Source organism: Rhizobium sp. P1_E6, assembly GCF_056405875.1.
The window spans coordinates 26,134-48,666 of sequence record NZ_JBFUBG010000035.1 but is presented as its reverse complement, the minus strand read 5'-3'; the positions used below and the strand labels follow the sequence as shown (position 1 = coordinate 48,666).

The window sequence follows — 22,533 nt, the reverse complement described above, 5'->3', positions numbered from 1 at the left end:
CGATCAGCGCTCGCCGCGGCGATAGGGCTGCATGAGCGCCTGCGGTACGCGGGCACGCCGCGCCATCACGGCAAGGGCTGCAATCGACAGGAGATAGGGCGTCATCAGGAAAAGCTGATAGGGCACGACCCCTCCCAGCACCGTCTGCAGTCTCAGCTGAAAGGCATCGAAGAAGGCAAAGAGCAGAGCGCCGAAGAGCGCCCGACCCGGCCGCCAGGAGGCGAAGACGACGAGCGCGATGGAAATCCAGCCGCGTCCCTGGACCATGGTCGGGAAGAAGCTGTTGAAGGCTGCGAGCGTCAGGAAGGCGCCGCCGACGGCCATCAGCGCGCTTCCGGCAATGATCGCGCCATAGCGGATCCTGATCGGGTCGATACCCTGGGCCTCAGCCGCATGCGGATTTTCGCCGGTCATGCGGATCGTCAGGCCAAGTGGGGTTCGAAAGATCAGATAGCCCATCGCAAGCGCCAGGAAGATCGCCAGATAAGTCGGCGCCGTCTGTGCAAAGAGGGCCGAGCCGAGGAAGGGCAGGCCGGAGAGAAGCGGGATGTCGAGCGGCTGGAAGGGCACGATCGTCGGTGGCGTGCCGGCAAGCGGCACGACCAGGCGGAAGATGAAATAACTGAGGCTGGAGGCAAAGAGCGTGATGCCGAGGCCGGTGACATGTTGTGACAAGCCGAGCGTCACGGTCAAAAGCGCATGCAGCAGCCCGAAGACCGCGCCGGCAAGCGCCGCAACCAGAAGGCCGGTCCAGAGATCGGCGCCGTGGAAGACCGCAAGCCAGCCGATCATTGCCCCGAAGGTCATGATGCCTTCGATGCCGAGATTGAGCACGCCCGCCCTTTCGCAGAGCAGCGCGCCGAGCGTGCCGAAGATCAGCGGGGTCGCGATGCGCAGCACGGCGGCCCAGAGGCCCGCGGATGAGACAATGTCGATGAGAGCCATCATCTGCGGATCCTGTATTGGGTGAAGAACAGGGCAATAAGCATGGTGAGCAGCGAGACGGCCACCGTCACGTCGGCGATATAGGTCGGTATGCCGAGTGCCCGGCTCATTCCGTCGGCGCCGACGAACATCGTAGCGGTGAAGAGGGCGGCGAAGATCACGCCGATCGGATGCAAATTGGCGAGCATGGCAACGATGATGCCGGAATAGCCGAAGCCGGGCGACAGATCGGTCGTCACATAGCCCTTTACGCCCATCACCTCGATTGCACCGGCAAGACCGGCGAGCCCACCGGAAAGGCAGGCAACTTTCACCAGCGTCATGCCGAGCGGCACGCCGGCAAAGACGGCGCCGGCTGGATTGAGGCCGGCTGCGCGCGAGCGCAGGCCGAAGACCGTGCGCGACTGCAGGAGATGCATGGCAAGCGCGATGACGATGGCGATGATGAAGCCGACATGCAGACGCGAGCGCGCTACCAGCTTCGGCAGCAGCGCATGATCGCTGACCGGCGTGGATTGCGGCCAGCCGAAGGCGAGCGGATCCTTCAACACGCCGTCGATCAGCATGGAAACGAAGAGCAGGGCGACGAAATTCAAAAGCAGGCTGGTCACCACCTCATCGACGGAAAAGCGCAGCCGGAGCCAGAGCGGTACGAGGATCAGCACCATGCCGGCGATGGCGCCCGCTATCAGCAGGGTGGGGATGAGAAGGGCAGCAGGCAGCCCCGCCAGAAGTTTGGAGCCGAGTGCGGCAACCGTAATGGCGCCGAGATAGAACTGGCCCTCGGCACCGATATTCCAGAGCCGGGCGCGGAAGGCAACGGCTGCCGCAAGGCCGGTCAGCATCAGCGGCGTTGCCCGCGTCAGCGTCTCCGTCGCCGAAAGCCGCGTGCCGAAGGCGCCGGTGAGGATGCGCCAATAGGCTTCGAACACGGGCGCGCCGGCAAGCGCGATCAGGATACCGGCAATAGCAAGCGCTGCAATGACGGCAGCAACAGGTGCCCCCACGACCAGATAGAGCGGGCGGTGATCGCGGCGTTCAAGACGCATTCTGGGCCTCGGACGTCCATTCGCCTGACATCATCAGGCCAAGTTTTCTGGGATCGGCAGTCTCGGCATCGATCGGCGGCGACAGACGCCCTTTGACGATGGCCTGGATACGATCGGCAAGGCCGATCACCTCGTCCAGATCCTCCGAAATCAGAAGCACGGCGGTACCCTCCTTGCGTGCCTGCAATATCCTCGCGTGGATGGCGGCGACGGCGCCCTCGTCGAGCCCGCGTGTCGGCTGCGCCGCAATCAGGATCTTCGGCCTGTCATGCAGGTTGCGGCCAAGGATCAGCTTCTGCATGTTGCCGCCCGACAGCAGTCGCGTGCGTGTCGCCGGTCCGCCGCCGCGGATATCGAATTCCGCGATGATCTCCTGGGCGAAGACCATGCCGGCCTTGCGGTCGACCAGCCCGTGACGCGAAAAGCGCGGGGCGGCAATGCGCTCCAGCACGGCATTTTCCCAGACGGCGAGTTCGCCGATCGCGCCTTCCTTGTTGCGATCTTCGGGGATACGGCCGATGCCGGCAGCAATGAGCCTTTCGACGCCGATCTCGGCGACCGGCTGTCCGAACAGCAGGATCTCGCCGTTGCTCCAGCCGGCAAGTCCGCTGACGAGATGGCTGAGCGTCGCCTGGCCATTGCCGGAGACGCCGATAATGCCGAGCGTTTCGCCGGCATGGAGCCGCAAGCTGATATCCGTCAGCCGCTCCTGGCCGCCGTCGTAAACAGTGACGCCGGCGGCTTCGAAGACGACGGTACCTGGCGTTGACGCTTCGCGCACCGGGCGTGTCACCCGCCTACCGACCATGAGTTCGGCAAGTTCGGACTTGCTGGTCTCGCCAGTCAGCCGTTCGGCGACGACCTTTCCGCCGCGCAGCACGACGACGCGGTCAGCTGCGCCGATCACCTCGTCCAGCTTGTGCGAGATAAAGATCAGCGACAGTCCCTGCCGGGCCATTTCCCGAAGCGTCCGGAAGAGGCGTTCCGCCTCGATATTGGTGAGCACCGCCGTCGGCTCGTCGAGGATCAGGATACGGGCGTCGTTATAAAGCGCCTTGAGGATCTCGACGCGCTGCTGTTCGCCGACCGAGAGATCGCCGAGCCTGGCATCGGGATTGACGTCGAGGCCGAAGCGGGTGGCGATGGAGAGAAGCTTGGCGCGGCCAGCGGTTTTCTCAGACTTCCAGGACCATAGCTTTTCCGTTCCCGTCATGACGTTTTCGAGCACCGTCAGGTTCGGCGCCAGGGAGAAATGCTGGTGCACCATGCCGATGCCGGCGCGGATCGCCGCTCGCGGCCGGCCGGCCGGCAGTTCGGTGCCCTCGATCTGGATCGTTCCGGTATCCGGCACATAGTGGCCGAAGAGGATGCTCATCAATGTCGTCTTGCCGGCGCCGTTTTCGCCGAGCAGCGCCAGCACTTCGCCCTTGGCGAGGCTTAGCGAAATATCCTCATTGGCCTGGATGGCGCCAAAGCGCTTACTGATGCCGGCAAGCTGAAGCACGGGAGCTGTTATCATGGGGCAAGTCCCGCAATGGCATGGGGATGGATCCAACGTTGCTCCGCTTCCAGCCGCGAGGCAAGCGCAAGCAACATCGGTTCCCCGCCCATTGGCGCCAGTAGTTGAAGGGGAAGCGGCATTCCGTCTGCATCGTGTCCGTAGGGCAGGGTCAGCGCCGGAAAGCCGGATATATTGGCAAGGCAGGCGAGCGGCGCAAAGCGCCCCATGCGGTTCAGATGCAACGCCGTGTCCGAATGATCGGTCGGAAAGAAGCCGATCGGCGGCGGTGCTGTCGCCAGCATCGGTGTGAGCAGGCAGTCGATGCCGTCAAACAGCCGCCAGAGGTCATGGCTGACATGCGGCATGGCGCTGAGGCTCTGCCAGAGCGCGGTTGGCGCAAGCGCTTTCCCACGCGCCGCAAAGGCGGCCGTCAGCGGCTCTGCCTTCGAAATGTCGAGATGCAGGCTTTCGACGAGCCATGCCAGATTGATCGAAATGATATCTGAAAAAATGGCGGCACTGGCAGTAACGCTCGCCGCAAGCCGCTGCCAGTCGACGGTGATGATCTCATGCCCGTCTTCCTCGAGGCTGCGGGCTGCGGCTTCGATGGCTTCCTGCCGTGACGCGTCGGTCGGGAAATCGCTGCCGGTCTCTGTCAATAGGCCGATGCGCAGGCAGGTCTTTTCGCTTTTGTCGAGAGCCGGTTCCGCATAGGGACCGGCGGATTTTCCGCGCAGGACGTCGAAGATCGCACCGGCATCCCGTACGGAACGGCAGATGGCCAACTCGCTGGCGATGCCGCCGAGATGATTGCCGAAGCCCGGCCCTCCGGGAATAGCGCCGCGGCTGGCTTTCAGGCCGACGAGCCCGCAACAGGCAGCCGGCACGCGGATCGAGCCGCCGGCATCCGTTGCATGGGCAATCGCGACGATACCGGCTGCGACGGTGGCAGCCGCACCGCCGGAAGATCCGCCCGCCGTGCGGGAGGGATCGAGCGGATTGCGGCAGACCGGCCCCCGGGCCGGCTCGCTCGCAAGCGAGAGGCCCACTTCCGGACTGGTGGTGAGGCCGAACAGGCTGAAACCGGCCTGCCGGAAGCGCGCCGCCAGATCAGAATCAGCCGATGCGTCGAGCGTCCCGTCGAAGAGCCGCGAGCCGGCACGAACGGCCAGCCCCTTGAACGGGCCGCCGAGATCCTTGGCGAGCGTCGGCACGCCGGCAAAGCGCCGGATGGAAAAAGCCTCGGGATTGTCGTTGAATTCGTGGTCGAGCGCTGTGGCATTCGCCATGCCCAGCGCTTCGTCGAGATGACAGAGGGCACCAAGCGCCGCGTTGGCCCTGGCGGCTGAAATCGCCTGCTTCATCGCCTCGGCACAACCAAGTGCACCGGTCCTGATCCGGGCGGCGAGCACTATCGCGTCGCCGCCCGGTATCGAGCCCTTGCTTGCATCAGTCCCGTTCATGCGGCTGCCGGCTTATTTCGGCTCCTCGGGCATGATGGGCACTTCGAAGGCGCCGGACTTGATGGCGGCGCGCTTGGCCTCCATCGCCGCTTCGGCTTCTGCGGGTGCGACGCCCTTGACGTAGACGATATCGCTGCCGCCTTCCTTCATCAGGCCGAAGCGCGTGTAGTTGTTGCCGGTCGGCTTGCCGGCCTTCACATCGGCGATCGCGGCATTGAGGATCGGGCGGAAGCCCCAGATGGCGTTGGCAAAGACGGTGTCCGGATATCGCGGCGTATAGTCGATCAGCGAGCCAACGGACTTGATGCCGCGCTCCTTGGCGGCATCCGCCGTGCCGATACGTTCGCCGAACAGGATGTCGGCGCCGGCATCGATCTGGGCGAGGCCCGCTTCGCGCGCCTTCGGCGGATCGAAGAAGGTGCCGATGAAGGCGACCAGATGCTTTGCATCCGGGCGGACTTCCTTCACGCCGGCCGCAAAGGCATTCATCAGCATATTGACCTCAGGGATCGGCAGCGCGCCGACCGAGCCGACGATGCCTGACTTCGTCATCTTGCCGGCCAGCATGCCGGCGAGGTAGGCGCCGTCATGGTTCCAGGTGCCGAAGACGCCGAAATTGTCGCCTGATGCTTCGCCGCTCGAACCCAGCATGAAAGCGGTTTTCGGATAGTCGGCGGCAACCTGTCGGGCTTCACGCTCGACGGCATAGGCTTCGCCGACGATCAGAGCGGAGCCCTGCTCGGCATATTCGCGCATGGCGCGCGGATAGTCGGTGCCCGAGACGCCTTCGGAGAAGACATAGTCGATCACGCCTTCGGAAGCAGCATCCTGCAGCGCTTTGTGCAGACAGGAATTCCAGGCATTTTCCACCGGCGAGGCATGAATGCCGGCAACTTTCAGTTTTTCCTGCGCCCAGAGCCTGGGTGCAAAGGCGGTCGCGCCGAGTGCCATGCCGGAGGCGAGCACCGTACGACGGGAGATAGTGATCTGATTTTTCATGAGTTCCCCTCTTTTTTACCAGATGGATAAAACTCTATGGATCGCCCAAAATTGTGTCAAGTAATGCTGCTGCGCAAAAACTAGACAATGGCTGTGAGCGCCCGCACTCTGAAGCCCTGGAGAGAGGAGAAAAGACCCGCTGTTATTGATGCTGCATGACGCTCAAGCCACCGTCGATCGTCAGGCAGGTGGCATTCATGAAGGTGCACTCGTCAGAGATCATGAAGACCGCGGCCATGGCGATTTCCTGCGGCGTGGCGATCCGCCCGCCCGGATGCAGCTTCATCGTTTCGGCCTTGGCCTTTTCCGGATCGGGGAAGCTGTTCCAGTAATCGATGACCTTCTGGGTCGAGACGTAGCCGGGCGCAATCGCATTCACCCGCACGTTTTGCGGCGCATATTCGATGCCGAGAGACTTGGTCATGCCGAGCAGCGCATGTTTGGCGAGCGGGTAGGGGAAGGTGTGGGGAATGATGGTGAAGGCGTGCGTCGAGGCAATGTTGAGGATCACCCCGCCGCCTCCTGAAATCATCTGAGGCAGAACCGAACGGCAGCAGTGCCAGGCGCCCTTGAGATTGATGTCGAAGCAGCGCTGCCAGTCTTCGTCTGTCGTCTGCAAGGGTTCGGCAAAAACGTTGACGCCGGCATTGTTGACGAGAGCATTGATGCTGCCGATCTGCTCTTCCGCCTTTGCAACGGCCGCCTTTATAACCGGTGCATTGGTGATGTCGGCCGCCTGATAGCCAAGTTGCGTGCCCTTCGATGCGAGTGCAGTGGCTGTCTCTTCGAGTAGCTTCTCATCGCGGTCGACGAGGAAGAGGCGGGCATCCTCGGCCGCAAAAGCTTCGGCGATCGCCTGTCCGATCCCTTGCGCTGCCCCGGTGATGAAGACCCGTTTTCCGGAAAGGCGGTTTGGCATCGTCTGGCTCCTCTTTATGCTCGTTCTCTTGTGATCGGGATATGGCCTAGAAACATGGGCCAAAAGTGCACCGTCCTGCAAATCGGTGATGGCCATGAAGCAATACCTTCCCACGGATCGAAGCTGATCCGGACTGTGGCGGCACCCTATTATCGGTCGATTGAATGTCAATATATATAGGATTTATTTTGCCAATCCCGGCGGCGTCTGGGTTCTGGTTTCGCTGATTCCGTCGCGTTAATCCGCGCCGGCGTGAATTCACTAGACTTTTCACCCACTGAAACACATAAATAATCATACACAAATCTTGACTGGTATGATGTTTCTTTTTATTCAATGACTGCTGCCGAGTGAGCGGCAGATMGAGATTTTAGGGAGAGAGATTATGCGCTTCTTCAAAGCAGCCATCCTCGCTGGCGCCTTTGCCGTTCTGGCTGCCGGCTCCGTCTTGGCGGAGGATGTCAAGATCGGTTTCATCGTCAAGCAGCCGGAAGAGCCGTGGTTCCAGGACGAATGGAAGTTCGCCGACCAGGCCGCCAAGGAAAAGGGTTTCACCGTCGTCAAGATCGGCGCCGAAGACGGCGAGAAGGTCCAGTCGGCGATCGATAATCTCGGGGCGCAGGGCGCTCAGGGCTTCATCATCTGCACGCCTGACGTCAAGCTCGGTCCCGGCATCGTCGCCAAGGCCGCTGCCAACCAGCTGAAGCTGATGACGGTCGACGACCGTCTGGTCGACGCCGAAGGCARGCCGCTGGAAGACGTGCCGCACATGGGTATTTCCGCCACGAAGATCGGCGAGGGCGTCGGCCAGGCAATTATCGACGAAATCAAGAAGCGCGGCTGGGATCTGAAGACTGTCGGCGCGATCCGCGTCTCCTACGACCAGCTGCCGACTGCTGTGGACCGCGTCGAAGGCGCGATCTCGGTGCTGAAGGCTGCCGGTTTCCCGGCCGAAAACATCTATGACGCACCGCAGGCAAAGACCGATACGGAAGCAGCGCTCAACGCCGCCACGACCGTTCTCAACAAGCACGCCGACGTGAAAAACTGGATTGCCTTTGGCCTCAACGACGAAGCCGTGCTCGGTGCCGTGCGCGCCTCGGAATCGGTCGGGATTCCCGCCGACAACATGATCGGCGTGGGCATCGGCGGTGCGGAATCGGCAATCAACGAGTTCAAGAAGCCTTCTGCGACCGGCTTTTTCGGCACCGTCATCATCTCGCCAAAGCGTCACGGTTATGAAACCGCGCTCAACATGTATGACTGGATCGCCAACGGCAAGGAGCCGGCAAAGGTGACGCTGACGTCGGGTTCGCTGGCGCTGCGCGGCGACTATGAAAAGGTTCGCAAGGACCTCGGCATCGAATAATCATCCTCCCATGATGACTTCATCCCGGCGGCATTTGAGGCCGCCGGGTTCATTCTCGACGGAGCGATGATGGCTTTCCTCGAATTCAAGACCATTTCCAAGGGCTATCCGGGCGTCCAGGCGCTGTCGAACGTCTCCTTCGGCGTCGAAAAGGGCGCCGTGCACGGGCTGATGGGAGAAAACGGCGCCGGCAAATCCACCCTGATCCGCGTGCTCTCTGGCGATCAGTCAGCCGATGAAGGCAGCATTCTCATCGACGGCGTCGAGCAGAAATACAGCTCTGTCCGCGATGCATTCCATGCCGGCGTCATCGTCATCCATCAGGAGCTGCAGCTCGTTCCGGAACTGACCGTTGCCGAAAACCTCTGGCTCGGGCGCTTTCCCGGCAAGGCTGGCGTCATCAACGGCAAGACGCTGATCGAGACCGTTCGCGCCAAGCTTGACGAGATTGGTATCGACGTCGATCCCTCGGTAAAAGTGTCCGCGCTGTCGATCGGCGCCCGTCAGATGGTGGAGATCGCCAAGGCCGTCATGCTCGACGCCCGGGTCATCGCGCTCGACGAGCCGACCTCGTCCTTGTCCTCGCGCGAAAGCGAAATCCTCTTCTCGCTGATCGGCAGGTTGAAGGCAAAAGGCACGGTCATTCTTTACGTCTCCCATCGCCTCGACGAGATCTTCCGTCTCTGCGACAGCCTGACGGTGTTGCGCGACGGCAAACTTGCCGCTCATCATCCCAAGGTCGCCGAGACGACGCGCGAACAGATCATCGCCGAAATGGTCGGGCGCGAGATCAGCAATATCTGGGGCTGGCGCGAGCGGCCACTCGGCGACATGCGCCTTGAGGTCAAGACCCTCTCCGGGTCCAGGCTGCGCAATCCAATCAGCTTCTCCGTCCGCAGGGGCGAAATCCTCGGCTTCTTCGGCCTGATCGGTGCCGGGCGAAGCGAGATGGCGCGGCTGCTCTACGGCGCCGACCACCGCCATCGAGGCACTGTTGCGATCGACGGCGTTGCCGTTTCTCCCAATAATCCGAAGGCGGCGATTAATGCCGGCATGGTGCTCTGCCCCGAGGACCGCAAGCTCGACGGCATCATCCAGGGCCGGTCGATCGAGGAGAATATCGCAATCTCCTCGCGCCGGCATTTCTCGCCCTTCGGCGTGCTGAACCCGAAGAAGGAAGCCGCCGTCGCCGATCAGTTCATCGCCAAGCTCAGGGTGCGCACGCCCTCGCGCAAGCAGGACATCATCAATCTCTCCGGCGGCAACCAGCAGAAGGTCATTCTCGGCCGCTGGCTGTCGGAGCAGGGCGTCAAGGTGCTGGTCATCGACGAGCCGACGCGCGGTATCGATGTCGGCGCCAAGTCGGAGATCTATGAAATCCTCTATGAGCTGGCGGCGGGCGGCATGGCGATCGTCGTCATCTCCAGTGAGCTTCCCGAGGTCATGGGCATTTCCGATCGCATCATGATCATGTGCCAGGGACGCGTCGCTGCCGATGTGGCGCGCGCCGATTTCGACGAACGCAGCATTCTGACCGCGGCGCTGCCCGACAAGAACGCCGCCGGCACAATCTAATTCAGGAACAGCATTCATGAACGCGTTGAAAAAAATCCTTCTTGGCGAACAGGGTCTGGTGGTGATCTTCGCGATCGCCTTCGTGATCGTCTCGCTGACCGTGCCGAGCTTCCTGACTGAACGCAACATGCTGGGTCTCTTACAGTCCGTGGTGACAATCGGCATCGTCGCCTGCACGATGATGTTCTGCCTCGCCTCGCGCGACTTCGACCTTTCCGTCGGCTCGACCGTTGCCTTCTCGGGCATGATCGCCGTCATGGTGTCGAATTCGACCGGCTCCATTCCCCTCGGCCTGCTCGCGGCTCTCGTCTGCGGCGCCCTCGTCGGCGCCGTCAACGGCGTGGTCATCGCCCGCTTCCGCATCAACGCGCTGATCACCACGCTCGCGACGATGCAGATCGTCCGCGGCCTGGCGCTGATCGCCTCGGATGGCCGCGCCGTCGGCATCAATGATCCGGCCTTCTATCAGCTGGCGCTGTCGCGCTTTCTGACGGTGCCGACGCCGATCTGGATCATGCTGCTGCTCTTCATCGTCTTCGGCTTCGTGCTGAACCGCACCGTCTTCGGCAAGAATACGCTGGCAATCGGCGGCAATCCGGAGGCCTCGCGTCTTGCCGGCGTCAACGTCGTCACCATGCGCATCTGGATCTTCGCGCTGCAGGGCCTCGTCTGCGCCATCGCCGGCATTCTGCTTGCCTCGCGCATCACGTCTGGCCAGCCGAATGCGGCGACCGGCCTGGAGCTCTCAGTCATCTCGGCCTGCGTGCTCGGCGGCGTGTCGCTTGCCGGCGGGCGTGCTGCGATGACCGGCGTGATCGTCGGCGTGCTCATCATGGGCATTGCCGAAAACGTCATGAACCTGCTCAACATCCAGGCCTTCTATCAATATGTGGTGCGCGGTCTTATTCTTCTGATCGCCGTCCTGCTCGACAATATGCGCTCGTCGGCGGCCGGGCGCGGCAGTCGCGCGTGACGATCAGTTTTCTTGGGAGAAGCTCGCTGAGCCCGCGGTTGTCCATTGATGAGAAAGCATGGCGCTGCTCATGGTGACAGCAAGGCCAGTGGAACGGGAGACGTTATGAGCACTCGATCGGGACTTCTGCGAACAGGAAGCGCGGTGGCGAAGCCCGAACAGGGGCGGCGCACCGTGCGCGAGGAGCTGTTGAAGAAGCTCGTCGGACAGATCGTATCCGGCGACATTGCCGAAGGCTCGCTGCTTCCGAACGAAGCGGAGCTTTCCGAAGTCTATGGTGTCAGCCGCACCAGTCTTCGGGAGGCCATGCAATATCTGTCGGCGCTCGGCATGATCCGCTCCCGCACGCGCGCCGGCACCAGTGTGCTGCCGCGTGAGAACTGGAATTATCTCGATCCGATGGTTCTTGATGCGACGCTCGAATTCAGCGACGACCGCGGTTTCTACGATTCGCTCCTCGATGCCCGCCAGCTGCTGGAGCCGGCAGCTGCCGCACAGGCGGCGGCGAACGCCACTGCCAAACAGCTCGCCCAGATCGCCGAAGCCTTCGAGGACATGGTGGCTGCCAACGCCCGCGACAACGAGGCCTGGAGCCAGGCGGATCTCGAATTCCACACCGCCATCATCAATGCCAGCGGCAACTGGGTCTTCCGCCAGTTCGCCACAGCGATCCGGGCTGCGTTGCTGGCAAGCTTCCGCCTGACCAACCGGGCAAGCCAGAGCCACGACTATGCGATCGCCCGGCATCAGGATGTACTCGACGCCATCCGCATGCGCCGCCCCGACGCGGCGCGCTTTGCGATGGAGCAGCTGATCGGCACGGCCCGGATGGAATTGAGTGACGCTCTGCGTGTCGGCAAGCCGGGAAAGCAGGAGTAGGCCCCGCGATTGTCTCGCCGCAAGAAGCAAGACTCAAAATTCCGTCTGCCGACAGAAAGTATATTCAGTTTGAAGTCCTTTTGCGGATTCGCTAGTAACGAGATGTAGACTCGGCTGCTTGAAGGACAATGGACGCGTGGACGAGAGCGAAAAACTGCAGACGCATCGGCGCGGCTCTGGCGTATCGACGGTCTACGAGACGCTTAGAAATGAGATCATCGAGCTGAAGCTGCCGCCGGGCAGCCCGATCGATGAGCAGCAATTGTCCGATCGGTTTGCGTTGTCGCGGACGCCGATCCGCGAAGCGCTCGTACGGCTCGCCGCCGAAGGGCTGATCACGACGCTTACCAACCGGGCGACGATTGTCTCGAACATCGATTTCCTCGGTCTGCCCGAATTTTTCGATGCGTTGACGCTGATGTATCGGGTCACGACGCGGCTTGCGGCTGCCAATCATGCTGAAGGCGATATCGCCGTCATCCGCGTTCAGCAGAAAGCCTTCGAGGTTGCCGTCACCAACCGCGATGTGCTCGGCATGATTTCGACCAACCGAGATTTTCATATCGCGATCGCCCAGGCCGGCCGGAACCGCTATTACGTCGAACTTTTCACCCGCCTTCTCGATGAAGGCCGCCGCATTCTGAGGCTGTACTATTCTTCCTTCAACGATGTGCTGCCACGGCAATATGTCGGCGAGCATGAAGAGATGATCCAGGCGATCATCAATCGTGACGTGGCACTCGCTGATAGCCTGGCATCTGCCCACGCTGATCAGATCGTCGGCCAAATCCGCTCCTACATTACCGCCGACTCTCGCCAGAACGCCAGGTTGGCGCTCTAGCAGCCTCATACAGGCTCGCACTATCGCAGCGGTGCTTTGCTTGGCATCGAAGGAAAGTCGTCGCCTGTATTTTTCTTGTCGACAAGAAGTCGGCAGGGTGGTAAATGGCTCATCAACCCCGCCGTTCGGGGATTTTTCCAAATAAAGAGAGATTGGCGATGACTGGTTCCGTATTCCAAGGCTGCATCCCGGCGCTCATGACGCYGTGCAAGGATGATCGTACCCCTGACTTCGATGCGCTTGCCCGTAAAGGCAAGGAGCTGATCGACCTCGGCATGTCCGCCGTCGTCTATTGCGGTTCGATGGGCGACTGGCCGCTTTTGACGGACGAGCAGCGCCAGGAAGGCGTCAAGCGCCTCGTCGAAGCGGGCGTTCCCGTCATCGTCGGTACCGGCGCCGTCAACACAAAGTCGGCCGTTGCCCATGCCGCCCATGCTGCTGCCGTCGGCGCCAAGGGCCTGATGGTCATCCCACGCGTCCTGTCGCGCGGCYCGTCGGCTTCGGCCCAGCGGGATCATTTCTCGGCGATCCTCGAAGCTGCAAGGGATCTCCCGGCTGTCATCTACAACAGCCCCTATTATGGCTTTGCGACCCGCGCTGACCTGTTCTTCGATCTGCGTTCGCGCTTTGCCAACCTCGTCGGCTTCAAGGAATTCGGCGGCAAGAACGATATGACCTACGCTGCCGAAAACATCACGTCGGGCGATGATGCGCTGACGCTGATGGTTGGAGTCGATACCGGTGTCTATCATGGTTTCGTCAATTGCGGTGCAGGCGGTGCCATCACCGGCATCGGCAATGCGCTGCCGAAGGAAGTCCTGCATCTCGTCTCGCTCTGCGAAAAGGCCGCCAAGGGTGATGCGGCTGCCCGCGGCGCCGCACGCGAACTCGAAGAAGCGCTGACGGTTCTGTCGACCTATGACGAAGGCCCGGACCTCGTTTTGCACTACAAGTATCTGATGGTGCTGAACGGCGAGAAGGAATACTCGCTGCATTTCAACGAGACCGACAAGCTTAGCGGTTCGCAGCGCCGCCACCTCGAAAACCAGTACCGCCTGTTCAGGACCTGGTATGCCGCGCGTTATCCGAACGCTGCCTGAGGTTCTCCATGACCGTTAGGCCTCGCAGCTTGCCTGCGAGGCCGCTCAGAAGGCCTAAATACTGGCGCGATCTTTCAAGTTCGCTTTGCCCCGCTTCAAGCCTTTGTTTTCCGCATGTCGTTATCGCAAATCCGCTGCGCATTTTGCGCGACTGACTTTCGCCTTATCAGGTCAGTCAGCGCTGAGCCGAAGCCAGGCGGATCGCCGTTGGTTCGGCTGTTTGACGCGTCAGTTCGCTCCATCGGCGACGGCCAGGGAGTGGATCAGCATCGTCAGGTTGCGCCGGATCGTCTCATCGGAGATGCGCCCGATTTTCTTGGCAAGATAGGCTGCCTCGTCCTCGGCACCAGCCCCCGCCGCAGTTTCGACGCCGTTGACGAACCAGCTGGCATCCACCTTCATGAAGCTGCACAACCGCAGCATGACGGCGACGGAGAGGCGGTTTGTGCCATTCTCGTATTTCTGAATCTGCTGAAACGCGACGCCGATATGCGCGGCCAGTTCGCTTTGGGTGACGCCGCGCGCGGCGCGCACGGAGCGTAGTCTTTGGCCGATTGCCAAATTCAGTTCCTGATCTTTCATGCCTATCCTTAAGAATACTTCCGCAAATGCAAACTGTTGGGAGTTGTCTTTACATGATCGGCTTTTGAGATCCACCTCCATCGGTCAATAACGTCAGTTGTTCTTTGAGCTGCCGCTGTTCTGTCTCCGACAGACGGGCGATTTCATTTTCAACGAAGCTGGTAATGGCCCGTGGGTCGTCGCCAAACCGGCGCGCGCCTTCGGCGCAGAGAGCGATGATGGTTGCCATCGGATTGGCAAGGCCCGTCATTTTTGAAATCCCCCCTGAAATCTTCGTCCTTCGCTTCGCAGACGTTCTGGAGTTGAAGTGGGTTGCACAGACAACGAGGCCGACCGATGGTGAACAAATATCCCAATCTTCGATGCCAAGTGGCAACGACCCCGGACCATGTCCGGGATGCGATGATCCTCAGAAGCATCTGCTTTGTCCATGAGCACGGTATCTCGCCCTCCTTCATCTTCGATGGCAATGATCACCAGGCCACGCATTTCGTCTTTTATGATGGCGAAGAGCCGGTTGGTTCTCTTCGCATCCGCTGGTTTGCCGACTTTGCCAAGTATGAACGAACCTGCTTCCGCGAAAAGTACCGACACCCTTTTACGGTTAAGCGTTGCATTCAGATGACTTTCGATCACGTGGCGCGCAAGGGCTACACGAAGGTTCTGACCCAGGCCGAGCAACGCCTCGCGCGCTTGTGGACCATTTTGTTCGACCTGGAGATCGTCGACAGCCCTCCTGTGGAGATCGCCGGCCATCCGGAGCCTTATCTGACGGTGGTCGGCACAATCCCCGCCTCGTCTGACCCGATTACCATGGAAAGCAGCAGTGCATTGCTGTTGCGCATCGAAGGTCAGTGGGACGCGCCGAGTTCGTTTGAGACGGCATGATCATGGCAGGTTTGAGGAATAAGGGTGACAGATCCGTAACGGCGGCGCTGCAGGAGGAAATCCTGACCCGCACGAGACTGCACACCGAAATGGTGCGTCGTCTCGTCAATGATCCGACGGTCCAGCCGATCGAGCTCGCCGGCTTCCTCGAGGATGTCGCGAATGCCTATCTTTCGATCTCGGAAGAACTCAGCCAAATTGTGAAGGCGGCGGAGGGGCGATAGTTTCAAGCATCTTGCGGAGGCTTTCTTCTTGCTCGTGCCGCCCCGACGGGAAGGTCAATCCCGTACCGAATGACGGGTTAGTCCTGAAAATATCGACGATCCAGTCATAGACGGCGGCAACCGGTCTCGATTGCCGGCGATTGGCAACAGAAATCAGATAGATCGGCAGGGCGACATGAACCCCAAGCTCAAGCGGCACCAGCTCGGGATCGGCCAGGACATAGTTGCCGAGCAGCCCGACGCCGGCGCCGTTACGAACGAGGGCGTAGTAGGCGAGCGAGTTCTCGCAGTTGTGGGTCTGGTGGCCGGCTTCGACAAGGCCGCGCCAGCCGTCCCAGATTTCGCGTTCTGAGGCATAGTAGTTGCACTGCACATAGACATGCTGGGAAACGAATTGCCGCTGCGGAACGCCGGATTTCTTCAGATAGTCACGGCTGGCAACCGGAATGAGATGAAGAGTGCCGATCTCGACGCAATCGACATCCGCTCTTGAGATCGGAGACAGCGAGATCATCAGGTCGGCCTGGTTCTTCTCGAAATTGACGAGCGACACCTGTTCCCGGATGTCGAGATTGAGGCGCGGATAGCTGTCGTTCAGCCGGGGCACCGCAGGAGCGACGATGGCGACGGCAAGGCCGGAGGTCACGCTGACGGCGACCCGCCCGGTGACGGCGTCCATCTCATCCTTCAGGTCGTTGGAAAGGGCAAACAGCTGGAAATCGAGCTCTGCAACCTGGATGGCGAGCTTGCGGCCCGTTTCCGTGAGCGTGACGCCGGAAAAGGTCGAGATAACGAGTTGCGAGCCGATCTGGTCCTGGAGTCGCTTCACATCGCGGCTGACGGTCGGCGCACTGGTGCCGAGCAGTTCCGCGGCCTGAGCAAAGGAGGGGCTTTTGGCGACCGCCAGAAAGGTTCTGAGCTCACGCCAGATCGGCTGCGAAAGCAGGCCCCTGATCTCAAGTGGGGATTTATCCAGATCGGCGCGTTCGCTGCCGAACGGAAGAGGAGGGAAGGGTTTGTTCACGACCGCCTCGCGTATTAGTGGAGGCGCAACAATATACTTGATCGGGGATTACGGGCAATTGCTGAAGAATGGCAGCTTATCGGCGCTGAGAAGTCGCAGTTTAACGCTCGCAAACGCCGATTTTGATCACAGAATAGCCTGTAATACTACCGTAGAGGTGTTCTATCTCGTCTCGAGAGGTCAATTAAGTTAAGGAAATAGCAKAAATTTTTAGATTTAAATCCAGGAAATTGAGTTATTTACGCAACTCTTGGGGTGTGTTAGCGTTTTGGCTCGGGCGAGATCCGATTCAATATTCCGTTTCGGGAGCGATGCAGGCGGGCCTGCTCGATCTCGAACCTTTGCCAAGCTTGGAGGCAAATTAAGGCGATGGCCGACGCGATTCCTGATGTGATTGACAGCAATGAGCCAGTGGGATTCCTGCGGCTCTTCCGCCTCATTTCAGCAGCAAGAGACAGTGCTTCATCATTGCAGCTCACGGATCTCGCGCGCCTGATGGATATGGCGCTGATGCAGACGGCGCTCGACTGGGACGGGCTTGATGCCGAAAACCTGGATGAGCGCGCCTTCCTCAATCTCATCCGCGAGAAGCGGCAAATCGCCCATCAGACGCATATCCATGCCGTTTCAAATTGAAATGGGCATGGCCGAACCGAAATGGAAGGTCTGATGGTGCACCCGATGATCCATCCCTAGGTTATTCCGAGGATTCGTCGGTCGAAAAGCAGCGTAGCCAATCGGTTTTTGGCGAGGGGAAGGGGATAGACCTTCGCTGCTTAGCCATCGATTTTTCGGACCATTTGATGGCGTTTACGGATAAGGATGGGTGAGAAAAGGGCCATTTGCATGCGTGTTTTATGAATGAAATGCGAGTCTGCGGAGCACGATTGATGGCCCTACAGGGGCTCTTGTTATCCCAAGCGCCGAATGCGCGCCAGCGCCCTTCTGAGGCGCAAATGCTGGAAAATAGGGCTTCGCGTAGCAAGGCATCTACCAATCATCGCCTCGACGGATAAAATTGGGACGACATCCGCGGTCAGCGCGTCCGGACCTGCTCGCCACGAAGGATCGGCAAAGGTGATCAGCTACAAGCTGTCCATCGAATTCGGGCGAAACGCGCCCAAAACGACGCCCGCGGAAAGGTTTGCAGAGTGTGTTGCAGCGATCAGTTGAACCCACCGCGCAATGCGGACGTTGCGTGTTGCATTCTGGAGGTCTCAATGGCGATGTACCATTGCTTGGTGCGTCAGTAGAGTAAACGCGTTCTGATCGTTCCCGGGATCTCGCGTAGTGCCTGACTGATTTCGTCGGCAGCAAGGGACACATCCTCGACTTCGATGACCACATAACCCGTGTCGCCATGGGTCTGTAGGAATTCGGCGACGATATTCAGCCCACGTGACGCGAAGATCTCGTTCAGCTGGATGAGCATGCCGGGGCGGTTTTCATGAACATGGATAAACCGCGTACCGTTCGGCCGTTCAGGCAACTGGACCTGCGGAAAGTTGACGGCGCCCATCGTTGAGCCGATGTCGGAATATTCGACCAGCTTTCTGGAGACTTCTCCGCCGATGCGCTCCTGGGCCTCTTCTGTCGAGCCGCCGATATGCGGTGTCAGAATGACATTGCTCAAGCCCTGCAGCGGCGTCTCGAAACGCTCACTGTTCGATGCCGGCTCCTTGGGAAAAACATCGACCGCAGCACCTGCCAGATGGCCCTCTCTCAAGACTATCGCAAGCGCGTCGAGATCGACAACTGTCCCGCGGGAATTGTTGATGAATATGGCGCCTTTCTTCATACGGCGCAGTTCGGTTTCGGTGATCATATTGTGCGTCGATGGCGTTTCCGGAACGTGCATCGTCACATAATCCGAGATTTCGAGAAGCTCGCCAAGCGAAGCCATCGATTCCGAATTGCCGCGGCGCAGCCTATCGGAGAGATCGAAATAACGCACCAACATGCCCATGCTTTCCGCAAGAGCACTCAGCTGCGAGCCGATATTGCCGTAGCCGACGATGCCGAGGGTTTTTCCGCGGACTTCGCGGCTGCCGACAGCAGATTTCTCCCATCCGCCCTGATGTGCAGACGCCGAGCGTGGGAAGATCTGCCGCGTCAGCATGATGATCTCGCCGATCACAAGTTCGGCCACCGAGCGCGTGTTCGAATAAGGCGCGTTAAACACCGGAATCCCGCGGCGGCGTGCCGCTTCCAGATCGACCTGGTTCGTGCCGACGGAAAAACAGCCGACGGCAATCAGCTTCTTGGCAGATTCGAAAATCTCTTCTGTCAGCTGCGTTCGGGAACGAATGCCGATGATGTGCGCATCGGCGATATGGCTCTTGAGATCCCTGTCATCAAGCGCTTTCGGCAGATGCACGAGGTTGGCGTATCCGCAAGACGAAAAATAGTCCACGGCGCTCTGGCTGATGCCTTCAAGCAGAAGCACGGAAATTCGGTCACGGGGCAGGGAAAGCTGGAGAGGCATAGAGAGACTTTCGTTTTCCGAATTTAAACAAGTCGATGTCGTTTGCGGCCTTGCGGCGCGTTACAAGATGGCTTTGCGACCATACGACAACCAGTGCAAGCACAAATCCCAATATTCTCTGCTTCCACTGAACGGCGCCTCGGCGACTGATCCCGAATTGCGCTCGCCAACCCCGCGACGTCTGCAAGCGGCTTGCTCCCGCCCTTCAACGCGTTGCCGCCAGAGCCGGTGCTTGCGGCCGGGCAGGTGAGGGGAGGGGGCGGCCGGTCGTTCGCTACGAGGGTTCGGACTATCGCGAGTCCGCCCCGCCTGCGGAACACTCGGTCGTGGGGCTGTCGGTCCCGCGTCTCCTTTGGACCACTGACGCTGACGCTCCTGCGGCTGCCCTTCCTCACGCCCGCGTGTGACGCGCATCCCGCTTTCGCGCGCGTGTCCGTGCGCCGTTATGCTGAAAGCTCCGATATGCTTCCTCTTCCTTTGACGATCCTTCGGATCGGAAGTGCGCCTGCACTGCAGCTTGCCCGTTTGGAGCGCCGATCGTGTCAGCGGACGTTACTCTTCACCTGCAGAGAACGCATTCAGGAGACGGCGCGTGAGCGCCTGATCCGGATCCTGGCAAATGACGTTCGGTGAGGCTACGCGCCAATGCCACCGCCTATCGGTTCGCCTGCATCCTGAAATTTGCAATCATGCCCGCCGATATATCCTGCGGGTAACAAAGTGGCGCATATCCGCCGTCTTTGCTCTCACCACTGCGGCGGCCGCACGACCGCCCAGGGCGATCCGTGCTGTACGGGCAGGCGCAGGTTCCCGGATACATCGCTGTGGATTCCACCTTTGATGACCGCAGGTTCTACTCGATCGAGACAGGGCTGGTGAACTATACTTGTATCAATGATTGCAACCAGCTTCCCGGTACAGAACCGTCTGAATCGGCGGGTACCTCAGCATTATCCTTAGCAAACCTTCTTTGTCCGCTTCTTGCTTTCGCTGATCATCACTCGCCGCGTGCAACCCAAGTTTGTCACAGTCATGGCAAATGTTGGAATTCCACCTAAACATAGGTCTGAAGAAGCCTGAACAGGGGTCTGATTTTCGAACTGCCGTTTTCGGGCGATCGTCTGACCGTTGCCTAAGATGGCCGGTAGTTGATGGTCTCCCCACCATCAATTGCCGACCATGATTGAGGTAGATCAACCCTAAGGAGAATTAAGATGAACAGCAGAATCAAGATTGCCTTTGTTGCAGCCTTTGCATCTCTGGCTCTGGCCGGCGTCAGCCGTGCCGAAAGCATCGCGATGAACACAGCCCCCGAAATTGCCCAGACCCTTCGTGCCTTCAATTCCGACTTCAATCTTCGTTACGTCGGAAACTGGGACAACGATCCGGAACATGAGACCCGCGGTCTCTCCGCAACGGGCCGCACGGACAACCAGTTGCGTGCGATCCGAGCCTCGATCAGCGAAAACAAGGACCTTGTTCGCAAGCTGAATCAGGATGATGTAAAAGTCGACAATATCGTCGACGCCGAACAGGCCGCCGACGGCAGCGTTACCTTCTTCGTACGCTAAGACGCCTCACAGCATGGACAATGATCGTCACTCCATGCTGCAGGACCAGCCGGGCAGCTGAAATCTCTACCGATACCGGAGAATGGTTATTCAGGTATCTTGGACAATGTTCCGGTCTGCCCGGCTGCCAGAATTGGCCCAACTCGTCAGTTCGCTTTCCATGGGGGCACAACTGCGTGCTCGTGCCCTTGGGAATTTGGGTGAGATAAAAAGGTCAAGGCTCAGATCTTTCGCCTTTTGGGACCCGGAGATGGCGGCCGGCGGCAAATAGTTCCATAAACTGGACGACGCCTCAGGCGTGTGTTTTCAATGATTTAGTGACTAGTTAAAGGTGGGGTTGGTTCGATTCTCCTCAACGCGCGCTAGTCGCTGAGTCAGAAGGACGACGGCTTCGCCACGCCCGCCATGGCAGAAAGATCGCCTGGTGGCGGTCTCTCCAAGTCTATAGGGGAGCGCCTTTGTAAGCCATTCTCAACAGCAGCCACGGCCTGCTGGATGATATCGATGACAACCGTGGGCAGGAAAGCATTGATACGTGGCTCATAGATATCCCCGTCGACAAGAATGTCGGCGGTGGGCACCTGGACATGTTCACGGCCCGTCATCTGCTGGCGACCGCCTGAACGGCAACGGTTTCTGTGGTACGCGCAAGTCAGCGCCCAGCCCGATTTATGTTGCCTGCACTCAGTCGCAGACTGCCTCCGCCTCGATTTCAACCTCGTAGTCCCCGATCAGCTTTCCGGCCTCGATGAGCGTATTGGCGGGCAGGATGGATGAAAAGGCACGGCCATGGGCCCGGGAAACGGGTTGCCACTGGTTTCCGTCGCGCAGATAGATACGGGTGCGGATCACGTCTTCGATGCTGCCGCCAAGTGCCGAAATGGACGCTGCGATCTTGTCGAGAATGTAAGTGGCCTGCGCACCGGCATCGCCGGGTGCGACGCAGCGGTCCGCGCCATGGGTCGCGGTGGTGCCGGAGACGAGGATACGGTTGCCGATCCGGACCGCGCGGCTGTAGCCGGCCATCGGCTCCCAGATGCTGCCCGACGATACGCGCGAACGGCCCGGCCTGCCGGGCACCCGGACTGCGGTGTAGATCGAGGGGATGGCGTCCAGATGGTGGCTGAGATCGCCCGATGCCGTCAGGAAAGGCGGCTTGCGATATTCGTCGCCGCAGTCGCCGGGAATGGGTTGCGTAGCCGCAAAGGCGGCATTAAGGGCTGCGTGGTCCTCGCCGTCCAGCGCGAAGGAAAATACCTTGAGATTGTCGTCGCGATGCTCGTTTTCCCCAATCCGCGCGCCAACAATGGTGGCGGCGACGGCCGGATGTTCAAGAACCCAGCGACTGGCGACATTCGAGATCGAGACCTTGTGCTTGGCCGCGATGCCGGAGGCCGCGCGCAAAATACCTTTAAACGCCTCCCAGCCACCGGCGGTATCGATAAAGCGCTTGTACTTCGAGCGGCTCCAGTCGGCGATATCAGTGGGTTCCGGTTGAATAAGCCATTTCTCGGAGAGGAAGCCCCCGCAAAGCGTGCCATAGGCCAGCAGCTTGACGCCGGTTTTGGCGCAGAGATCCGACAAGGACCCTGCCGCCCGGCGATCGACCAGCGAAAATGAAACCTGATTGGTGGCGATCTCGATGCCGTCGGCCAGGGCCAGCGCCAGATGCCCAGCATCAAAATTGGTAAGCCCCAACGCACCGATCAGGCCTTCTTCCCGCAGACGCTGCATTTCATGCAGGGCGTCGAGCCAGGCTGGATGTTCGAAGCTCCACCAATGGAACTGAAGCAAATCGACCTTGTCGACACCAAGCCGGGCCAGGCGTTCCTCGATGCCGCGACGCACGACATCCGCGGTCATCGGACCCGGCTCGGGGCACCATTTGGTGAAGGCAACCGGTCTGGCGCTGTCATACCGCGCCAGCAGGCGTCCGGTGATCAGCTCGGCCGAACCGTAGTGATCCGCCATGTCGAATGTGTCGAACCCGTCGCGCGCATAGGCGTCAAGCGCATCGGCGCCCTGGTCGGGATCGATTATCGTGCCGTTTTTCTCGATGTCGGCAACCTGCCAAAGCCCGCAGACGAGGCGGCTGATGGAGAGGTCCTTGGTGAGGGCTATGCGATCGGGCCGTTGCGACATGGTT

General features: G+C 60.2%; 22 protein-coding genes. 10 read left to right on the top strand and 12 right to left on the bottom strand.

Translation table 11 applies throughout. From position 1 onward, the window contains the following. Positions 1-3 precede the first annotated feature (3 nt). The 6 genes from AC1D35_RS18300 to AC1D35_RS18275 form a co-directional block, all read right to left on the bottom strand. Positions 4-948 carry an ABC transporter permease gene (locus AC1D35_RS18300; RefSeq protein ID WP_477939382.1) on the bottom strand — a complete coding sequence of 315 codons (945 nt, stop codon included), beginning with the start codon at positions 946-948 and terminating at the stop codon, positions 4-6. Beyond that, positions 945-1,994, bottom strand: coding sequence for an ABC transporter permease (locus AC1D35_RS18295; RefSeq protein ID WP_477939380.1), 1,050 nt, complete (start codon positions 1,992-1,994; stop codon positions 945-947). The genes AC1D35_RS18300 and AC1D35_RS18295 overlap by 4 nt, the downstream gene beginning before the upstream one ends. Next, positions 1,984-3,510 (bottom strand): ABC transporter ATP-binding protein, encoded by a 1,527-nt coding sequence (locus AC1D35_RS18290; protein WP_477939396.1) that lies wholly within the window; start codon positions 3,508-3,510, stop codon positions 1,984-1,986. The genes AC1D35_RS18295 and AC1D35_RS18290 overlap by 11 nt, the downstream gene beginning before the upstream one ends. Next, on the bottom strand, positions 3,510-4,958 hold the full coding sequence (locus AC1D35_RS18285) for an amidase (RefSeq protein ID WP_477939378.1): 1,449 nt from the start codon (positions 4,956-4,958) through the stop codon (positions 3,510-3,512). The genes AC1D35_RS18290 and AC1D35_RS18285 overlap by 1 nt, the downstream gene beginning before the upstream one ends. 12 nt (positions 4,959-4,970) lie before the next feature. Continuing rightward, positions 4,971-5,957 carry a BMP family protein gene (locus AC1D35_RS18280; RefSeq protein ID WP_477939376.1) on the bottom strand — a complete coding sequence of 329 codons (987 nt, stop codon included), beginning with the start codon at positions 5,955-5,957 and terminating at the stop codon, positions 4,971-4,973. A 142-nt stretch (positions 5,958-6,099) separates the two neighbouring features. After that, the gene (locus tag AC1D35_RS18275) at positions 6,100-6,876 is read right to left on the bottom strand and encodes an SDR family oxidoreductase (protein ID WP_477939374.1); all 777 of its coding nucleotides are present in this window, start codon (positions 6,874-6,876) and stop codon (positions 6,100-6,102) included. Positions 6,877-7,261: 385 nt separating this feature from the next. Between AC1D35_RS18275 and AC1D35_RS18270 the strand changes: the two genes are divergently transcribed. The 6 genes from AC1D35_RS18270 (at position 7,262) to AC1D35_RS18245 (ending at position 13,613) form a co-directional block, all read left to right on the top strand. After that, a complete protein-coding gene (locus tag AC1D35_RS18270; RefSeq protein ID WP_477939372.1) occupies positions 7,262-8,245 on the top strand; it encodes an arabinose ABC transporter substrate-binding protein in 984 nt (327 codons plus the stop codon). Between the two features lie 69 nt (positions 8,246-8,314). Then, positions 8,315-9,820, top strand: a complete 1,506-nt coding sequence (gene araG, locus AC1D35_RS18265) for an L-arabinose ABC transporter ATP-binding protein AraG (protein ID WP_477939370.1) — start codon at positions 8,315-8,317, stop codon at positions 9,818-9,820. A gap of 16 nt (positions 9,821-9,836) precedes the next feature. Then, entirely contained in the window at positions 9,837-10,793 is a 957-nt protein-coding gene (gene araH / locus AC1D35_RS18260; protein ID WP_477854368.1) for an L-arabinose ABC transporter permease AraH, read from the top strand. 105 nt (positions 10,794-10,898) lie between these two features. Next, the gene (locus AC1D35_RS18255) at positions 10,899-11,672 is read left to right on the top strand and encodes a FadR/GntR family transcriptional regulator (protein ID WP_477854369.1); all 774 of its coding nucleotides are present in this window, start codon (positions 10,899-10,901) and stop codon (positions 11,670-11,672) included. Between the two features lie 136 nt (positions 11,673-11,808). Beyond that, a complete protein-coding gene (locus tag AC1D35_RS18250) occupies positions 11,809-12,513 on the top strand; it encodes a GntR family transcriptional regulator (RefSeq protein ID WP_477854370.1) in 705 nt (234 codons plus the stop codon). Between the two features lie 158 nt (positions 12,514-12,671). After that, positions 12,672-13,613: a dihydrodipicolinate synthase family protein gene (locus AC1D35_RS18245; protein WP_477939367.1), complete on the top strand. Its 942-nt coding sequence runs from the start codon at positions 12,672-12,674 to the stop codon at positions 13,611-13,613. A gap of 228 nt (positions 13,614-13,841) precedes the next feature. Here AC1D35_RS18245 and AC1D35_RS18240 read toward each other — a convergent pair whose 3' ends face one another. Continuing rightward, positions 13,842-14,276, bottom strand: a complete 435-nt coding sequence (locus AC1D35_RS18240; protein WP_477854372.1) for a helix-turn-helix domain-containing protein — start codon at positions 14,274-14,276, stop codon at positions 13,842-13,844. Then, on the bottom strand, positions 14,245-14,445 hold the full coding sequence (locus AC1D35_RS18235; RefSeq protein ID WP_477854373.1) for a hypothetical protein: 201 nt from the start codon (positions 14,443-14,445) through the stop codon (positions 14,245-14,247). The genes AC1D35_RS18240 and AC1D35_RS18235 overlap by 32 nt, the downstream gene beginning before the upstream one ends. 86 nt (positions 14,446-14,531) lie before the next feature. Between AC1D35_RS18235 and AC1D35_RS18230 the strand changes: the two genes are divergently transcribed. After that, a complete protein-coding gene (locus AC1D35_RS18230) occupies positions 14,532-15,083 on the top strand; it encodes a hypothetical protein (RefSeq protein WP_115039001.1) in 552 nt (183 codons plus the stop codon). A gap of 2 nt (positions 15,084-15,085) precedes the next feature. Beyond that, positions 15,086-15,307 (top strand): hypothetical protein, encoded by a 222-nt coding sequence (locus AC1D35_RS18225; RefSeq protein WP_477939364.1) that lies wholly within the window; start codon positions 15,086-15,088, stop codon positions 15,305-15,307. Here the strand turns inward: AC1D35_RS18225 and AC1D35_RS18220 are convergent. Continuing rightward, a complete protein-coding gene (locus AC1D35_RS18220) occupies positions 15,273-16,331 on the bottom strand; it encodes a LysR family transcriptional regulator (RefSeq protein WP_113334926.1) in 1,059 nt (352 codons plus the stop codon). The genes AC1D35_RS18225 and AC1D35_RS18220 overlap by 35 nt on opposite strands. Positions 16,332-16,700: 369 nt before the next feature. Between AC1D35_RS18220 and AC1D35_RS18215 the strand changes: the two genes are divergently transcribed. After that, a complete protein-coding gene (locus AC1D35_RS18215; protein ID WP_477939362.1) occupies positions 16,701-16,967 on the top strand; it encodes a hypothetical protein in 267 nt (88 codons plus the stop codon). A gap of 610 nt (positions 16,968-17,577) precedes the next feature. Here the strand turns inward: AC1D35_RS18215 and serA are convergent. Continuing rightward, positions 17,578-18,816: a phosphoglycerate dehydrogenase gene (serA, locus tag AC1D35_RS18210; protein ID WP_477939360.1), complete on the bottom strand. Its 1,239-nt coding sequence runs from the start codon at positions 18,814-18,816 to the stop codon at positions 17,578-17,580. A gap of 1,214 nt (positions 18,817-20,030) precedes the next feature. On the opposite strand from serA, the gene AC1D35_RS18205 reads away from it, so the two are divergent. Then, on the top strand, positions 20,031-20,387 hold the full coding sequence (locus tag AC1D35_RS18205) for a hypothetical protein (RefSeq protein WP_477939358.1): 357 nt from the start codon (positions 20,031-20,033) through the stop codon (positions 20,385-20,387). Positions 20,388-20,761: 374 nt separating this feature from the next. Here AC1D35_RS18205 and AC1D35_RS18200 read toward each other — a convergent pair whose 3' ends face one another. Together AC1D35_RS18200 and AC1D35_RS18195 are read right to left on the bottom strand one after the other, a co-directional pair. Beyond that, positions 20,762-20,992, bottom strand: coding sequence for a hypothetical protein (locus tag AC1D35_RS18200; RefSeq protein ID WP_477939356.1), 231 nt, complete (start codon positions 20,990-20,992; stop codon positions 20,762-20,764). Positions 20,993-21,071: 79 nt separating this feature from the next. After that, a complete protein-coding gene (locus tag AC1D35_RS18195; protein ID WP_477939354.1) occupies positions 21,072-22,529 on the bottom strand; it encodes an aldo/keto reductase in 1,458 nt (485 codons plus the stop codon). Positions 22,530-22,533: the final 4 nt, after the last annotated feature.

What these genes read in the sequence shown, in the direction of transcription:
- AC1D35_RS18300 (WP_477939382.1), bottom strand. Translation starts at nt 948, where the DNA reads ATGATGGCTCTCATCGACATTGTCTCATCCGCGGGCCTCTGGGCCGCC.
- AC1D35_RS18295 (WP_477939380.1), bottom strand. Translation starts at nt 1,994, where the DNA reads ATGCGTCTTGAACGCCGCGATCACCGCCCGCTCTATCTGGTCGTGGGG.
- AC1D35_RS18285 (WP_477939378.1), bottom strand. Translation starts at nt 4,958, where the DNA reads ATGAACGGGACTGATGCAAGCAAGGGCTCGATACCGGGCGGCGACGCG.
- AC1D35_RS18280 (WP_477939376.1), bottom strand. Translation starts at nt 5,957, where the DNA reads ATGAAAAATCAGATCACTATCTCCCGTCGTACGGTGCTCGCCTCCGGC.
- AC1D35_RS18275 (WP_477939374.1), bottom strand. Translation starts at nt 6,876, where the DNA reads ATGCCAAACCGCCTTTCCGGAAAACGGGTCTTCATCACCGGGGCAGCG.
- araG (WP_477939370.1), top strand. Translation starts at nt 8,315, where the DNA reads ATGGCTTTCCTCGAATTCAAGACCATTTCCAAGGGCTATCCGGGCGTC.
- araH (WP_477854368.1), top strand. Translation starts at nt 9,837, where the DNA reads ATGAACGCGTTGAAAAAAATCCTTCTTGGCGAACAGGGTCTGGTGGTG.
- AC1D35_RS18255 (WP_477854369.1), top strand. Translation starts at nt 10,899, where the DNA reads ATGAGCACTCGATCGGGACTTCTGCGAACAGGAAGCGCGGTGGCGAAG.
- AC1D35_RS18240 (WP_477854372.1), bottom strand. Translation starts at nt 14,276, where the DNA reads ATGGAGGTGGATCTCAAAAGCCGATCATGTAAAGACAACTCCCAACAG.
- AC1D35_RS18235 (WP_477854373.1), bottom strand. Translation starts at nt 14,445, where the DNA reads ATGACGGGCCTTGCCAATCCGATGGCAACCATCATCGCTCTCTGCGCC.
- AC1D35_RS18230 (WP_115039001.1), top strand. Translation starts at nt 14,532, where the DNA reads ATGGTGAACAAATATCCCAATCTTCGATGCCAAGTGGCAACGACCCCG.
- AC1D35_RS18225 (WP_477939364.1), top strand. Translation starts at nt 15,086, where the DNA reads ATGGCAGGTTTGAGGAATAAGGGTGACAGATCCGTAACGGCGGCGCTG.
- AC1D35_RS18215 (WP_477939362.1), top strand. Translation starts at nt 16,701, where the DNA reads ATGGCCGACGCGATTCCTGATGTGATTGACAGCAATGAGCCAGTGGGA.
- serA (WP_477939360.1), bottom strand. Translation starts at nt 18,816, where the DNA reads ATGCCTCTCCAGCTTTCCCTGCCCCGTGACCGAATTTCCGTGCTTCTG.
- AC1D35_RS18205 (WP_477939358.1), top strand. Translation starts at nt 20,031, where the DNA reads ATGAACAGCAGAATCAAGATTGCCTTTGTTGCAGCCTTTGCATCTCTG.
- AC1D35_RS18200 (WP_477939356.1), bottom strand. Translation starts at nt 20,992, where the DNA reads ATGACGGGCCGTGAACATGTCCAGGTGCCCACCGCCGACATTCTTGTC.
- AC1D35_RS18195 (WP_477939354.1), bottom strand. Translation starts at nt 22,529, where the DNA reads ATGTCGCAACGGCCCGATCGCATAGCCCTCACCAAGGACCTCTCCATC.